Genomic DNA, 14515 nt, shown 5'->3' on the forward strand with positions numbered 1-14515 from the left:
GCAACGAAAAGCCAGGAGGGAGAGGAACATGTCGAACATCATCACGCGCCGGAGCATTCTCGGCGCCGGGGTAGGGGCCACGGCCCTCGCCGCCGGCGGAGGCGCCTTCGCGCAGTCCAACATCCAGACCGCCGCGGCCGCCCCGCCGAACCTGCCGATCGAGAGTGGCGCGACACTGCGGATGCTGCGCCCGGTCCGGTTCGTCCAGCCGGACGAGGAGGTGTTCCGCGCCAACTGCGCCCGCTTCACGCAGCAGACCGGCGTGCAGGTGCGCGTCGACTTCGTGGGCTGGGAGGACATCACCCAGCAGACCGCCGTCACCGCGAACACCGGCGCGGGCCCCGACCTCATCATCGGCTTCAACGAGGCGCCGCACATCTATGCCGACAAGCTCGTCGAGCTGTCGGATGTGGCGGAATACATCGGCAAGAAGTATGGCGGCTGGCTCAACCTCGCGCAGCGCTACGGCAAGCGGCACGGCACCAACAACTGGATCGGCCTGCCCTTCGGCGCGTCGGGCGGACCGTTGGTGTGGCGCAAGTCCGCGCTGAACGCGGCCGGCTTCCAGGCGCCGCCGGACGACCATGCCGGCTTCCTCGACCTGTGCCGGAAGCTCAAGGCAGCCAACAAGCCGGCGGGCTTTGCGCTCGGCAACGCGGTGGGCGACGGCAACGGCTTCGCCAACTGGCTGATCTGGTCGCATGGCGGCTACCTGGTGGACGAGGACAACAACGTCGCCATCAACAGCCCCAACACGATCGCGGCGCTGAACTACCTCAAGGACCTGTACCCGACCTTCGTGCCGGGCACGATCGCCTGGGGCGACATCAGCAACAACCGCGCCTATGCGGCCAACGAGGTGTGGCTGACGGCGAACGGCGTCTCGCTCTACTTCGCGCTGAAGAACGATCCCGCGACGAGGCCGATCGCGGAGGACACCGAGCACACGCTGCTGCCGAAGGGGCGGCTCGACGCCTCGCCGATGGCGGGGCTCACGCTCAATGCCATGGTGTTCAAGCACAGCCGCTTCCCGAATGCGTCGAAGGCGCTGCTCGCCTTCCTGCTCGAGAAGGAGCAGTACGATCCGTGGCTGCAGGCGAACCTCGGCTACTGGTCGCAGCCGTTGGATGCCTATTCCACCAGTGCCGTGTGGGACAGCGACCCGAAGGTGCGCATCTTCAAGGATGTGATGCGGACCAATTTCTACATCGGGTACAAGGGACCGATCAGCCAGGCGTCCGCCGCGGCGAATGCCGACTACATCATGGTCCAGATGTGTGCCCAGGTCGCATCCGGGCAAGCGACGCCCGAAGCCGCGGCGCGCGAGGCCGAACGCCGCGCCGCGCGCTTCTTCCGCCGCCGCTGACACGCCAGGCCCGCCGGCGGCCCTTCCCGGGGCCGCCGGCAGTGCGCGAAGGAACCACGATGTCCGTCACCGCCGCCGAGACCTGGAGACCGCGAGCGACCCAGCAGGGCTGGCTCTCGCGTCTTTTCGACAACAAGGCCTTCCTGATCGTCATGTGCCTGGCGCCGGCGATCGGGCTGCTGATGGTCTTCCTCACCTATCCGCTCGGCCTGGGCGTCTGGCTCGCCTTCACCGACACCACCATCGGCCAGCGCGGCATCTATGTCGGCCTGGAGAATTTCGAGTTCCTGTTCGGTGACCCGATCTTCTGGAACGCGATCTTCTTCAGCGTGTTCTACACGGGCGTCGCGACGGTCGGGAAGTTCGGCCTGGGGTTGTGGCTGGCGCTGCTGCTGAACAACCACCTGCCGTTCAAGTCCTTCCTGCGCGCGATCATCCTGCTGCCCTGGATCGTGCCGACGGTGCTCTCGGCCATCGCCTTCTGGTGGATCTACGACCCGCAATTCTCGATCATCTCCTGGGTGTTCATCGAGCTCGGCCTGCGCGAGACGAACATCGACTTCATCAACACCGCCTGGCCAGCGCGCTGGTCGCTGATCGCGGCGAATATCTGGCGCGGCATTCCGTTCGTGGCGATCTCATTGCTCGCGGGGCTGCAGACCATCTCGCCCTCGCTTTACGAGGCGGCGATGCTGGACGGCGCGACCGCGTGGCAGCGCTTCCGCTTCGTCACCTTCCCGATGCTGCTGCCGATCCTCGCGATCGTGATGACCTTCAGCATCATCTTCACCTTCACCGATTTCCAGCTGGTCTATGCGATCACGCGCGGCGGTCCGGTGAATTCGACCCATCTTCTCGCCACGCTCGCCTTCCAGCGCGGCATCCCGGGCGGGCAGCTGGGGGAGGGCGCGGCAATCGCCGTCGCGATGATCCCCTTCCTCGTCTTCGCGACGCTGTTCTCCTACTTCGCGCTCGCGCGCCGGAAGTGGCAGCAGGGAGAGTCCAATGACTGACGCCATCGCGGAGGAACAGGTCCCGACCTCCCGCACCGCGCCGCCGGAGCGGCTGTCCTGGGACAGCGGGATGCGGCGGTTCGTCGTGCTGTGGCTGCCGCTGTTCTGCTTCGTCATCATCCTGCTCTTTCCGTTCTACTGGATGACGATCACGGCCTTCAAACCGGATGCCGAGCTCTACGACTTCAGCACGCACAACCCGTTCTGGATCACCTCGCCCACGCTCGCGCACATCTACAAGCTGCTGTTCGAGACGTCCTATCCGTCATGGCTGCTCACGACGATGGGCGTCGCGGTCGGGTCCACCTTCCTCTCGCTGCTCGCGAGCACGCTCGCCGCCTATGCGATCCAGCGGTTGCGCTTCACCGGCAGCCAATATGTGGGGCTGGCGATCTACCTCGCCTACCTGGTGCCGCCGTCGATCCTGTTCATCCCGCTCGCGACGATCATCGTGCAACTGGGCCTGTTCGACAGCCCGCTCGCGCTGATCCTCGTCTATCCGACCTTCCTTGTGCCGTTCTGCACCTGGCTGCTGATCGGCTACTTCAAGTCGATCCCCTATGAGCTCGAGGAATGCGCGCTGATCGACGGCGCGACGCGGCTGCAGATCCTGCGCCAGATCACCTTGCCGCTGGCGGTGCCCGGCCTGATCAGCGCGGGCATCTTCTCCTTCACGCTGTCCTGGAACGAGTTCATCTACGCGCTCGCCTTCATCCAGAGCAGCGAGAACAAGACGGTCTCGGTCGCCATCCTGACCGAGCTCATCACCGGCGACGTCTATCAATGGGGCGCGCTGATGGCCGGCGCGCTGCTCGGCTCGCTGCCGGTCGCGATCTTCTATTCCTTCTTCGTGGACTACTACGTCTCCTCCCTCACCGGCGCGGTGAAGGAGTGAGGCTGCGCAACGCACAGGAGAACCAACCTTGGCGAAGTTCACTATCCTGACGCCGGCCGGCGCATCCTTCACCACATCCGGCGGCGGCTACGACTACGAGATGGAGGCGCTCCAGGGCATGGGCGCCGAGATCGTCGAATGTCCCGCCACCGAGGAAGGCTTCATCGCCGCCGCTCCCAACGCGGATGCGGTCTATGCGAAGGGCATGAAGTTCAGCGCGAAGATGATCGACGCGCTGACGAAGTGCCGGCACATCGCGCTTGGCACGGTCGGCGTGGACTATGTCGATGTCGCGGCGGCGACGGCGAAGGGCATCCCCGTCACCAACTGCCCGGACACTTTCATCGAGGAAGTCGCCGACCACGCGATGATGCTGCTGCTGGCGACGCACCGCCGCTGCATCGAGCAGGACCGCATGGTGCGCGAAGGCCGCTGGTCCGAAGGCCGCCCGCAGCTGCTGCAGATCCCGCGCCTGATGGGCCAGACGCTCGGCTTCATCGCCTTCGGTCGCGTCGCGCGCGCCACCGCCCGCCGTGCGAAGGCCTTCGGCCTGCACATGAAGGCCTTCGACCCCTTCATCGAGGAACTGGGCATGTCGGCCCTTGGTGTCGAACCGGCGAGCCTCGAGGAGGTGCTCTCGACCTCCGACTTCGTCTCGATGCACCTGCCGGACACGCCGGAATCGCGCGGCTTCATGAAGGAGCACCACTTCCGGCAGATGAAGAAGAACGCGCTCTTCATCAACACCGGCCGCGGGCCGACGGTGAACGAGGCCGCACTCATCAAGGCATTGCAGGAAGGCTGGATCGCGGGCGCCGGCCTGGACGTTTTCGAAACCGAGCCCACGAAGCCGGACAATCCGCTGCACAGGATGAACAATGTCATCCTCTCGCCGCACAACGCGTCGGCTTCCGCGCGTTTCGATCCGGCGCGCAAGCGGCGCGTGGGGCAGGAACTGGCGCTGACGCTGTCCGGCAAGTGGCCGCTCTCCTGCGTCAATCCGACGGTGCTCGCCACCAGCAGCCTGCGCCGCTGGCAGCCCTACGCCTTGGAGCGCGGGCCGAACTCGTAGGGCATCTGGCGGAGGGGCGCCGCCCCTCCGCCCACCCCGCGAGGATGTCGATCGCCGATGCCAAGCGCATGGGGTTCGCATCGGCGGCAATGCCGCCGGAAACCATCTTGCCGAACGCCACCCAGCCGCTACATCCGAACCACGAAAGTAACAGGGAGCACCACAAGTGGCGGACGTGATCATCGACATCGGCGGTGAGATCTTCGAAGCGTTCTACGAGGACCGCGACGCGCCGAAGACCGTCGCCCGCTTCCGCGACTTCGTCCCCTACGGCAACCGCATCATCCACGTCCGCTGGTCGGGCGAGGCCTGCTGGATCCCGATGGGTGACTTCGACCTCGGCATCGGCTTCGAGAACGCCACGTCCTACCCCGCTCCGGGCCAGGTCATCGTCTTCCCTGGCGGCGTCAGCGAGACCGAGATCCTGATCGCCTACGGGCCGACCTGCTTCGCCAGCAAGGCGGGCCAGCTCGCCGGCAATCACGTCCTGACCATCCGGGAAGGGCTGGATCGCTTGGCCGTCGTCGGCCGCTCCGTGCTGTGGGACGGAGCGAAGCCGATCACCTTCCGGCCGGCGTGACACGCGCAGGGCAGCGCCTGGCCGCCGTTGCTCTGCTCCTCTGCGCAGCATGTGTCCAACCGGCCGGGGACGGCCCGGTCGCCACCGGGGCGGGCAGTGAGTTTGCCGTGGAGTTCGACCCGAACGACACGACGACCGACCAACTCCATCGCCCTGCCCGCGACGAGTGCCTGCGGCGAGGCTTCAACACCTTCGATCTCACGCGCGTCCGCGAAATCCGCGGCCGGGGCATGCACTGGACCTACGCCTGCCGTCACGTCCCGATCCATGGCGATCCGATCCCACCGATGCCGCCGGCGCGTGGCCGTACCGCGCCGGTGAGGCTTGTTGCACCACCAGGGCATGACTAGCTTCCGGCCGCATCGCCGGAAGGAAACATACCCATGTCCATCACGCATCCTGTGGGTCGCCGCGCACTGGTGCTCGGCACGCTGGCTGCGCCCGGCATTGCGCGGGCCCAGGCCCCGGCCTTCCCGACCCGCCCGATCAGCCTGATCGTGCCCTTCCCGCCAGGCGGCACCACCGACATCTCCATGCGCGCCCTGGCCGAGGCGACCGCGAAGATCCTGCGGCAGCCCATCATCGTCGAGAACAAGCCCGGCGCGGCGAACACCCTCGGCGCGGCGCAGGTCGCCCGGGCCCGGCCGGACGGCTACACGCTGACCCAGTTCCCGGCCTCGGCCATTCGCGTGCAGCTGCTGCAACGTCTGCAATACGACACGCTGCGCGACTTCACGCCGGTCATCTGCGTCGTCGGCTACCCCTTCATCGTGGCCGCGAAGGCCGGGCGCTTCCCCAACGGCTGGCGCGGCTTCGTCGAGGAGGCCCGCGCCAATCCCGGCAAGCTGACCTATGGCAGCACCGGCGCCAACGGCACGCCGCACGTCTACCTGGCCGAACTGCTGCGCCGGGAAGGCCTCGACCTGACGCATGTGCCGTTCCGCGGCGATTCCGACGGCTCGCAGGCGATGATCGGCGGGCACATCGACCTGATGGCAGGCTCGACCAGCATGGCGGGGCTGGTCGAGGGCGGCCAGGCGGTCTTTCTCTGCGTCTGGACGCCGCAGCGCCTGCGTCGCTTCCCGGACGCGCCGACGCTGAAGGACCTCGGCTACGACATGACGGTGACGACGCCCTTCGGCATCATGGCGCCCGCCGGCCTGCCGCCGGAGGTCACGCGGACCCTGCACGACGCCTTCAAGGCCGGCATGGACGATCCGGGCTTCATCGAGGTGCGCGACCGCTACGAGATGCTGCCCGAATACCGCAACAGCGCCGACTACGCCGCCCTGCTGCGGGAGATGGTGCAGCAGGAAACCAGCCTGATCCAGCGCCTCGGCCTGAGCGCGGGCTGACGCCTCGCCACGTCGCGCCGGCGGAGACGGGCCGATCCGGCGGTCCTGGGCTTGGCCGCAGCCGGTCGGCGGCGATGCCGATCTTGCTGATCCGGATGGGGGAGGGGCCTTCGCCACGGCGGGCGTTAGCGGCCGTGCCCCCGCGGCGGTGCGCGAGGCCGAGAACGGCGCCTTCCCGGACGTCCTGAGGGCGCGGCCGCCGTTTGGCGCGAGGCCATCGGTCATGGGCGGGAGCCCTCAGTCGCTGCGAGTGTAACCAGCCCCCGCGCGAGGGCGCGTCATGAACCGCCGCATACCATCGACCCAACGGCAGGGCCGTGGCGACCGGGGGCTTGCCTCCGGCACGAAGGAGCCCCCCACACAGCGCCGGCGATGAGCCGCGGCTGCGGCCACAAGCAAGCGCGTGCCGACGGCGGCGGCGGCTTGAGCCGCCATGCGCGACGACGACGGCAGGCGGGAGACTGTGCGGGGGATGCGCGATGAAACATCCGTGGCCGCGGTACCGGGGCGCCGGACGTCAATATTCTCAATGAGTTCGGCGCGAAATGGCTGGGGGACCTGGATTCGAACCAAGGCTGCCCGGGTCAGAGCCGGGAGTTCTACCGCTAAACTATCCCCCAAGCGGGTCCGGCATCGGCCGGGCCGCGCATATAGCGCCGTCGTCCGGATCGGGCAACACCCCAGCTGCGGGATGGCGGACAGGGCAGGCATCGCAGCAGGGCGTCCTGGCCGACCCGCCGATCGCCTCGCATGCCGTGGAAACCGCTTGCTCCCCGCCCCACATCTCCGGGATCATTGATTTGCGACCGTCGGCTCGTGCCGCCGGTCCGGACCCCAGGATGACCGACGCCGCCACCCGTTACTCACCCGAAGCCCCGCCGGAACCGGCGGCGACTGTCTTCGTGCGTCCGGACCACGGCCCGGCGGCCTTTGCCGCCCTGGACCTCGGCACCAACAACTGCCGGCTGCTGGTCGCCGCCCCCACCACCACGGGCTTCCGCGTGGTCGATTCCTTCAGCCGCATCGTCCGGCTCGGGGAAGGGCTGGCACATACCGGCCGCCTGGCCGACAGCGCCATGGATCGCGCCGCCGCCGCGCTCTCGGCCTGCGCCGACAAGCTCGGCCGCCGCCCCATCAGGCGGCTTGAGGCCGTGGCCACCGAGGCCTGCCGGCGCGCGGCCAACGGTTCCGCCTTCCTCGCCCGCATCACGGCGGAGAGCGGCTTGCGCTTGCGCATCATCTCGGCGCGGGAGGAAGCGGAACTGGCGATGGAATCCTGCGCCCCGCTCCTCGAACCCGGTGACCGGCGCGCGCTGCTCTTCGACATCGGCGGCGGCAGCACCGAGATCGCCTGGATCCGCGTCCCGCCCGGCGCCTGCCCCGGAACGCCGCCTGAACTCATCGGCTACCTCTCGCTGCCGCTCGGCGTCGTCACCCTGGCCGAGCGCGCCGGCCAGTCCTGCTTCACCGAACACGGCTTCTTCGAGGTGGTGGACGAGGTCGCCACCCACCTCGCGGAATTCGACCGGGTCCACTGCATCGCGCAGGAAATCCGGGCCGGCGGGGTGCGGCTGATGGGTACCTCGGGCACGGTCACGACGCTCGCCGGCGTGGCGATGGCCCTGCCGCGCTACCGGCGACCGCTGGTGGATGGGACGACGCTCGACTGCACCGCGGCGGACCTGGCGCTGGGGGATCTCTTCGCCCTCGGGCGCGAAGGCCTGGCGCAGCATCCCTGCGTCGGACCGGAAAGGGTGGAGTTCGTGCTGCCCGGCTGCGCGGTCTATGCCGCCATCCGTCGCGTCTGGCCGACGCCGCGCTTGACGGTGGCCGATCGCGGGCTGAGGGAAGGCATGCTCACCCGCATGATGCGCGCCGATCGCGCGCCCGCGCGCCGCCGTTCCGGCCCCGCGCGCTGAAGGAGACATCGATGGCGAAGCAACCGCCCGGCTCCGGCCGCGGCATGGCGACGCGCCTGCGCACGGCGACCGGCCGCAGCACCGCGAGCCAGCGCTGGCTGACCCGCCAGTTGAACGACCCCTATGTGAAGGCGGCCAAGGAACGCGGCCTGCGTTCCCGCGCCGCCTTCAAGCTGCTGGAGATGGACGAGAAGCTGCACCTGCTGAAGCCGGGGATGCGGGTGGTGGACCTCGGCGCCGCGCCGGGGGGCTGGACGCAGGTGTCGGTGCAGGCGGTCGGGCCGCGCGGGCAGGTGGTGGGAATCGACATCCTGCCCATGGACCCGGTGCCGGGCGCGACCGTGCTGCAGGGCGACTTCACCGAGCAGGAAGCCGAGGACCGCACCATCGACGCGATGGGCGGCAAGGCGGATGTCGTGCTGTCCGACATGGCGCCGAACACCACCGGCCACCAGGCGACGGACCACCTGCGGATCATGGGCATGGCCGAGATCGCGCTCGAATTCGCGCGGAAGGTGCTGGCGCCGGGCGGGGCCTTCGTCGCCAAGGTGCTCCAGGGCGGGACCGAGAAGGAGATGCTGGCGACGCTGAAGCGCGACTTTGCCGTGGTGCGCCACATGAAGCCGCCGGCCAGCCGGAAGGACAGTGCGGAACTCTACGTCGTGGCGACGGGGTTCCGTGGGCTGGGATAAAGGAATTTTTGCCGCTTTAGTGATTTTAGGCCTTTAAACGTCCCGGCTCGGATGCCGAATCTGGCAGGACGACGCCAGGATCACCGGCCAATGTCGCGAGTCGGATAGGAAGGTTCAAGGAGCGATGCCATCGGGGATGATGGCAGGAGACTATATTCCTAGAACGGCCATCGCGAAAAATCCAGCCCATCCTTCCCCCCCCGTCCTTCGGCCACCCGCCTCGCCCCGACCTGCGCGATCCGGCCTTTCCGCTGCGGTCCCCGGCGCCACCCGGCGCCGCCCAGCCTTGCAGCCGGCCGACATCGGGGCCGTGGTCTCGCGCGCGGCCGCCCCACCAGCCCCCACGCGCCAGGCCGCCCGGCCCTGCCGATGAATTCATGGTCGTGCCCAGGCGGCATCAGGCGCGGCAGACATAGCTCACTGTCCGGATGCGGCGTTTCTCGAGGTTCGCCACCTGGTTGCGCGCCATCGCCGGAAAGTCGTTCCCGAGAAAGAGCTGGAACGTCACCGCCGGCGTTTCCCGCGTCATGTGCCGCGCGACGCCCTCGAACCAGGCTTGGCTTTCCTCGGTGGAATCCCTGGAGGACAGGATTTCGAAGCCGGCGCCTTGCAGCAGTGCGACCATCTCCTCCGGCGTGGCGAGGTGGCTGATCGAAGGCTCCCGGGCCCAGGGAACGGGGAAAAGGACCTCCCCGCCCTCGCCCTGCAGCACGTCGTAGATGCCGAAAAGAGAGCCGGGCTTCAGGACGCGCCTGGCCTCCGCATACATCCTGTCCTTTGCGGCGATGTTCATGGCCACGTGGATCGTCATCGCGGCGTCGAAGGATCCGTCGGCGAAGGGCAGGCTCGTGGCGTCGCCCTGCCGGAAGTCGACGCGGTCCCCCAGCCCGACCCATCCGCTCAACGCCGTCGCGGCGTCACAGAAGGCCGGTGTCAGGTCGATGCCGGTGACGCGGCAGCCGAGCGCCTCCGCGACCGTCCTGGCCGGCCCGCCCAGGCCGCTGCCGATGTCGAGCAGGTGGGAGGAAGCCGTCAGCCCCAGGGATCCCGCCAGTTCCAGCGTCGCCTTGCGGCCGCGGATGTGGAACTCGTCCACCGTCGCGAGATCCGTCGTGCCGAGCCTGTCGGTGTCCTTGCCGGCCTTGCGCAGGCTTTCGGCGATGACGCCCGCCAGGTCGAGGTTCCCGGCGTAGTGGCGCGATACCGTCTCGGTCATGGCCTGGCCTTCGGTGAATTTGCTTGCAAGGGCATGATGTCACGATCCGCCTGCGTTCCGAAGGAGATCCTCGGCACCCGCGGGCCTGCCCCGTGGCCCTTGCCGCACTCCTTCCCGCGTCGCGCGCTTGCCTGCCGCGCCCCGGCCGACTAAGGAGGGCCGCCAAGGTACGGATCGCGAAAGGTCCCCCATGGCTCCCGACAGCACCCCTGAATCCCCCCGTCCTGGCCTCCGCATGATCGAGGAGGCCTACGCCTTCGACGACGTTCTGCTGGTGCCCTCCTTTTCCACCGTCCTGCCGGCGCAGACCGACACGCGCACGCGCATGACGCGGGAGATCACGCTCAACATCCCGCTGATTTCCGCCGCCATGGACACGGTGACGGAAGCGAACATGGCCATCGCCATGGCGCAGTCCGGCGGCATCGGCGTGATCCACAAGAACCTCTCGCCCGAGGAGCAGGCCGCGCAGGTCCGCCAGGTGAAGAAGTTCGAATCCGGCATGGTGGTGAACCCGGTGACGGTCCACCCGGACCAGACGCTGGCCGAGGTCCGCGCCCTGCAGGACCGGTACCACATCAGCGGCATCCCGGTGACCGAGCGCGGCACGGGCCGCCTGGTCGGCATCGTCACCAACCGCGACGTCCGCTTCGCCACCGACCCGAACCTCCGGGTCTATGAGCTGATGACGCGGGAGAACCTGATCACCACCTCGCCGGAGGTGACGCCGGACCAGGCGCGGGCGCTGCTGCACAAGCACCGCATCGAGAAGCTGCTGGTGGTGGACGACGCCTATCGCTGCGTCGGGCTGATCACCGTCAAGGACATGGACAAGGCCCAGGCCAACCCGAACGCGGTGAAGGACGCGATGGGCCGCCTGCGCGTCGCCGCCGCAACCGGCGTGGGCGAGGACGGGTTCCGCCGCGCCGAGCTGCTGGTCGCCGCCGATGTGGACGTGGTGGTGGTGGACACCGCCCATGGCCATTCCGCCGGCGTCCTGGCGGCGATCGAGCGCGTCAAGCGCCTGTCCAACTCCGTGCAGGTGGTGGCGGGCAATGTCGCCACGCCGGAAGGCGCGCTGGCGCTGATCGAGGCCGGCGCGGATGCGGTGAAGATCGGGATCGGCCCCGGTTCCATCTGCACCACGCGAATCGTCGCCGGCGTCGGCGTGCCGCAGCTCACCGCGGTGATGGAAAGTGCTGCGGCGGCGCGGGAGAAGGGCGTGCCCTCGATCGCCGATGGCGGCATCCGCAGCAGCGGCGACCTCGCGAAGGCGATCGCCGCCGGGGCGGACTGCGCCATGATGGGCAGCGTCTTCGCCGGCACCGACGAGGCGCCGGGCGAGGTCTTCCTCTACCAGGGCCGCTCCTACAAGTCGTATCGCGGCATGGGCTCGCTCGGCGCCATGGCGCGCGGCAGCGCCGACCGCTACTTCCAGGCCGAGGTGCAGGACGCGCTGAAGCTGGTGCCCGAAGGCGTGGAAGGCCGCGTCGGCTACAAGGGCCCGGTCGGCGCGGTGCTGCACCAGATGGTGGGCGGCCTGCGCGCGGCCATGGGCTACACCGGCTGCGCCACCATTCCCGACCTGCAGAGCAATGCCCGCTTCCGCCGCATCACCGGCGCGGGGCTGCGGGAAAGCCACGTCCACGACGTGGCGGTGACACGGGAGGCGCCGAACTACCGCGTGGAGGGCTGACCCCCGGCCGCCGGGACGCTCGCGAATTCGTGAGCGTCCGGACGGCGGCGCGAGCGGCGCGGACGGCAGCGGAATGGTTGGCGAGGCGCCCTTTTCTCGGCCATCCTTGGCGGCCCAGTCAGGGAAGGCCGACATGCCTGCGCCGGAAGCGGTCGTCTTCGATGCCTACGGAACGCTGCTCGACGTCAATGCCGCGATGGCCGGGCACGCGGAGCGGCTCGGCGCGCGGTGGGAATCACTTTCGGCCGAATGGCGGTCGAAGCAGCTCGAATACACCTGGGTGCGCAGCCTGACCGGCGCGGCGCACCACGAGGATTTCTGGCTCTGCACCCGTGACGCACTGGATTTCGTCCTCGCCCGGAACCGCATCGACGATCGCGGCCTGGCGAAGGATCTGATGGAGGCTTACCGCACCTTGCCCGCCTATCCTGAAGTGCCCGCCATGCTCGAAGCCGTGCGGGAGCAAGGGATCGCCACCGCGATCCTGTCCAACGGCACGCCGGGGATGCTCGAGGCCGCGCTGAGGGCCTCCGGCCTCGCGCCCTTGATCGACGAGGTGCTGAGCGTGGAGGAGGTCGGCGTCTTCAAGCCCGACCCGCGCGTCTATCGGCTGGCGACACGGCAGTTCGGCTGCCCGCCGGACCGGCTGGTCTTCGTGTCCGCCAATGCCTGGGACGCCCAGGCGGCGCATGCCTGCAACATGGATGTGGTGCGCGTGGACCGGACCGGCTCGCCCGACGAGTACGGCCTGGCCGCCGCCGAGGTGGCGGTGCTGCCCGACCTCTCCGGCCTGCCCGACCTGCTGGCGTGACCCCTTCTGCCCGTGCTGCCGCCGCGATCGCTCTGCTCGCGGTGCTCGAGGAACAATGCTTCGCGCCCGAGGCGAGGCGCCGCCCGGCCGATGCCGTCGCGAGCGATTTCTTCCGCGCCCGCCGCTTCATCGGCGGCGGGGACCGCCGCGCCGTGTCCGAATTCGCCTGGGGCGTGGTGCGGCAGCGGCTGCGGCTCGACTGGCATCTCGCGCGGATCGGCATGGCGCCGACGCCGCGCCTGCTGCTGCTGGCGCAGATGCTGCTGGTGGACGGCGTCGCGAGGCAGGCCGCGGAGGCGGTGTTCGACGGGTCCCACTACGGCCCGCCGGCGCTGGATGCGGCCGAGCGCCGCGCCGCGGCCGCGCTGGCCGGGCGCGCGCTGGTCGATCCTGCCATGTCGGACTCCGCGCGGCTGAACCTGCCGGACTGGGTCCTGCCGGCGCTCGCCGCCCGCTTCGGGAAGACCCTGGCGCGGGAGGCCGCGGCCCTGGAATCGGAGGCGCCGCTCGACCTGCGCGCCAACCTGCTGCGCACCGACCGGGCCGCCGCCGCCGCCGCGCTGGCGGCGGAAGGCATCGCCTCCACGCCCACGCCGTTCTCCCCATGGGGGCTGCGCCTGCCCGCGCGGCGCCCGGTGACGGGCAGCGCCGCCTACAAGGGCGGGCTCATCGAGGTGCAGGACGAGGGCAGCCAGCTCATCGCCCTGCTGGCGGATGCGCGGCCGGGGATGCGGGTTGCCGACTACTGCGCGGGGGCGGCGGGCAAGACGCTCGCCATGGCGGCGACCATGGGCAATCGCGGCCGCATCACCGCATGCGACACCTCCGCCCCGCGGCTCGAGGGCGCCGCCCGGCGCCTGCGCCGCGCCGGGGTGGACAATGCCGAGCGGCACCTGCTCGCCTCCGGCGACCGCTGGGCCAAGCGCCGCGCCGGCAGCTTCGACCGCGTGCTGGTGGACGCGCCCTGCACCGGCACCGGCACCTGGCGGCGCAACCCCGATGCGCGGCTGCGCACGCGGCCGGAGGACCTCGCGGAACTTGTCGCGTTGCAGCATGAGATTCTGGGGAAAGCCGCAGAACTGGTGCGTCCGGGCGGCAGGTTGATCTACGCTACCTGTTCCCTGCTGCCGCAGGAGAACGAGGAGCAGATGGAGCGCTTCCTGGCGCGCAGCACCGGTTTCGCGCCGGTGCCCCTGGAGAGGCTGTGGACCGCGCTGGTGCCGGGCATGGCGCCGCCCTGCGCCGGGCCGTGGCTGACCCTCTCGCCCGGCGCCCAGGGCACGGACGGCTTCTTCTGCGCCGTGCTGGAACGCCCCACGTGATCAGCATCCGCCGCGCCCGCCCTGCCGATGCGCAGGCGATCGGGGAGATCCACGCGGCGGTCTGGCGCTCGACCTATGCGGGCATCCTGCCTGCGGAATATCTGGCCGGCCTGTCGGCGCTCCGGCTGGCGGGCTTCTACCAGCGGGCCATTTTGGACCGGCGCGAGGGCCATGCGGTCTTCGTCGCCGTGGCCGGCGGGGCGGATGCGCAGGGCATGGGCACCACGGTGGTGGGCTTCGCCTCCGGCGGGCGGGCGCGCCGTGCCGGGCTGGCGGAGGGGGAGGTGGAGACGCTCTACCTCCTCGAGGATTGGCGGGAGAGGGGGGCGGGGCGCCGCCTCATGCGCGCCATGGGGGCGCATCTGCGGGCCGTCGGGTGCCATTCCGCCATGCTCTGGGTGCTGGCGGAGAATCCGACGCGCTGGTTCTACCGCCGCCTCGGCGGCAAGGAGGCGGCGCGGGAGGTGATCCGCGTCGCCGGCCAGCCGGTCGAGCAGGCGGCCTTCGTCTGGGATCCGATCGAGTCGCTGCTCGCGGCGACCGCCCCGGCGGGCGAGAGGTAGCGCGAGGGTCCTTGC

General features: G+C 69.7%; 13 protein-coding genes and 1 tRNA gene. 12 read left to right on the top strand and 2 right to left on the bottom strand.

Translation table 11 applies throughout. The features are described from left to right. Window positions 1-28: 28 nt before the first annotated feature. The 6 genes from GXW76_RS06945 to GXW76_RS06970 all read left to right on the top strand — a co-directional run bounded on the left by GXW76_RS06945 (window position 29) and on the right by GXW76_RS06970 (window position 6281). Window positions 29-1366, top strand: coding sequence for an ABC transporter substrate-binding protein (locus GXW76_RS06945; protein ID WP_211861275.1), 1338 nt, complete (start codon window positions 29-31; stop codon window positions 1364-1366). 59 nt (window positions 1367-1425) lie between these two features. Then, window positions 1426-2379 carry a carbohydrate ABC transporter permease gene (locus tag GXW76_RS06950; protein ID WP_211861276.1) on the top strand — a complete coding sequence of 318 codons (954 nt, stop codon included), beginning with the start codon at window positions 1426-1428 and terminating at the stop codon, window positions 2377-2379. Continuing rightward, window positions 2372-3274 (top strand): carbohydrate ABC transporter permease, encoded by a 903-nt coding sequence (locus GXW76_RS06955; RefSeq protein WP_211861277.1) that lies wholly within the window; start codon window positions 2372-2374, stop codon window positions 3272-3274. The genes GXW76_RS06950 and GXW76_RS06955 overlap by 8 nt, the downstream gene beginning before the upstream one ends. A gap of 28 nt (window positions 3275-3302) precedes the next feature. Beyond that, window positions 3303-4346, top strand: a complete 1044-nt coding sequence (locus GXW76_RS06960; RefSeq protein WP_211861278.1) for a C-terminal binding protein — start codon at window positions 3303-3305, stop codon at window positions 4344-4346. 166 nt (window positions 4347-4512) lie between these two features. After that, window positions 4513-4926, top strand: a complete 414-nt coding sequence (locus tag GXW76_RS06965) for a DUF3830 family protein (RefSeq protein ID WP_211861279.1) — start codon at window positions 4513-4515, stop codon at window positions 4924-4926. 383 nt (window positions 4927-5309) lie between these two features. Further along, the gene (locus tag GXW76_RS06970) at window positions 5310-6281 is read left to right on the top strand and encodes a Bug family tripartite tricarboxylate transporter substrate binding protein (protein WP_211861280.1); all 972 of its coding nucleotides are present in this window, start codon (window positions 5310-5312) and stop codon (window positions 6279-6281) included. A 546-nt stretch (window positions 6282-6827) separates the two neighbouring features. Here the strand turns inward: GXW76_RS06970 and GXW76_RS06975 are convergent. After that, window positions 6828-6901, bottom strand: a tRNA-Gln gene (locus GXW76_RS06975). Window positions 6902-7120: 219 nt separating this feature from the next. Here GXW76_RS06975 and GXW76_RS06980 point away from each other — a divergent pair. Both GXW76_RS06980 and GXW76_RS06985 read left to right on the top strand, forming a co-directional pair. Further along, window positions 7121-8200, top strand: coding sequence for a Ppx/GppA phosphatase family protein (locus GXW76_RS06980; RefSeq protein WP_211861281.1), 1080 nt, complete (start codon window positions 7121-7123; stop codon window positions 8198-8200). A gap of 11 nt (window positions 8201-8211) precedes the next feature. Next, window positions 8212-8892: an RlmE family RNA methyltransferase gene (locus tag GXW76_RS06985; RefSeq protein WP_211861282.1), complete on the top strand. Its 681-nt coding sequence runs from the start codon at window positions 8212-8214 to the stop codon at window positions 8890-8892. 397 nt (window positions 8893-9289) lie between these two features. On the opposite strand, the gene GXW76_RS06990 is transcribed toward GXW76_RS06985, so the two are convergent. Next, complete coding sequence (locus tag GXW76_RS06990) at window positions 9290-10108, bottom strand: class I SAM-dependent methyltransferase (protein ID WP_211861283.1); 819 nt, start codon at window positions 10106-10108, stop codon at window positions 9290-9292. 190 nt (window positions 10109-10298) lie between these two features. On the opposite strand from GXW76_RS06990, the gene guaB reads away from it, so the two are divergent. From guaB to GXW76_RS07010, 4 genes are all read left to right on the top strand, one after another. After that, complete coding sequence (gene guaB, locus GXW76_RS06995) at window positions 10299-11804, top strand: IMP dehydrogenase (RefSeq protein ID WP_211861284.1); 1506 nt, start codon at window positions 10299-10301, stop codon at window positions 11802-11804. Between the two features lie 133 nt (window positions 11805-11937). Further along, a complete protein-coding gene (locus GXW76_RS07000; protein ID WP_211861285.1) occupies window positions 11938-12615 on the top strand; it encodes a haloacid dehalogenase type II in 678 nt (225 codons plus the stop codon). After that, entirely contained in the window at window positions 12612-13937 is a 1326-nt protein-coding gene (locus GXW76_RS07005) for an RsmB/NOP family class I SAM-dependent RNA methyltransferase (protein ID WP_211861286.1), read from the top strand. Before GXW76_RS07000 ends, GXW76_RS07005 begins: the two co-directional genes overlap by 4 nt. Continuing rightward, complete coding sequence (locus tag GXW76_RS07010; RefSeq protein ID WP_211861287.1) at window positions 13934-14500, top strand: GNAT family N-acetyltransferase; 567 nt, start codon at window positions 13934-13936, stop codon at window positions 14498-14500. The genes GXW76_RS07005 and GXW76_RS07010 overlap by 4 nt, the downstream gene beginning before the upstream one ends. The last annotated feature ends 15 nt before the right edge of the window (window positions 14501-14515 follow it).

The organism is Neoroseomonas soli (assembly GCF_018129065.1).
GTDB classification, from domain to species: domain Bacteria; phylum Pseudomonadota; class Alphaproteobacteria; order Acetobacterales; family Acetobacteraceae; genus Neoroseomonas; species Neoroseomonas soli.

What these genes read in the sequence shown, in the direction of transcription:
- GXW76_RS06985 (WP_211861282.1), top strand. Translation starts at nt 8,212, where the DNA reads ATGGCGAAGCAACCGCCCGGCTCCGGCCGCGGCATGGCGACGCGCCTG.
- guaB (WP_211861284.1), top strand. Translation starts at nt 10,299, where the DNA reads ATGGCTCCCGACAGCACCCCTGAATCCCCCCGTCCTGGCCTCCGCATG.
- GXW76_RS06955 (WP_211861277.1), top strand. Translation starts at nt 2,372, where the DNA reads ATGACTGACGCCATCGCGGAGGAACAGGTCCCGACCTCCCGCACCGCG.
- GXW76_RS06945 (WP_211861275.1), top strand. Translation starts at nt 29, where the DNA reads ATGTCGAACATCATCACGCGCCGGAGCATTCTCGGCGCCGGGGTAGGG.
- GXW76_RS06970 (WP_211861280.1), top strand. Translation starts at nt 5,310, where the DNA reads ATGTCCATCACGCATCCTGTGGGTCGCCGCGCACTGGTGCTCGGCACG.
- GXW76_RS06990 (WP_211861283.1), bottom strand. Translation starts at nt 10,108, where the DNA reads ATGACCGAGACGGTATCGCGCCACTACGCCGGGAACCTCGACCTGGCG.
- GXW76_RS07000 (WP_211861285.1), top strand. Translation starts at nt 11,938, where the DNA reads ATGCCTGCGCCGGAAGCGGTCGTCTTCGATGCCTACGGAACGCTGCTC.
- GXW76_RS06950 (WP_211861276.1), top strand. Translation starts at nt 1,426, where the DNA reads ATGTCCGTCACCGCCGCCGAGACCTGGAGACCGCGAGCGACCCAGCAG.
- GXW76_RS06980 (WP_211861281.1), top strand. Translation starts at nt 7,121, where the DNA reads ATGACCGACGCCGCCACCCGTTACTCACCCGAAGCCCCGCCGGAACCG.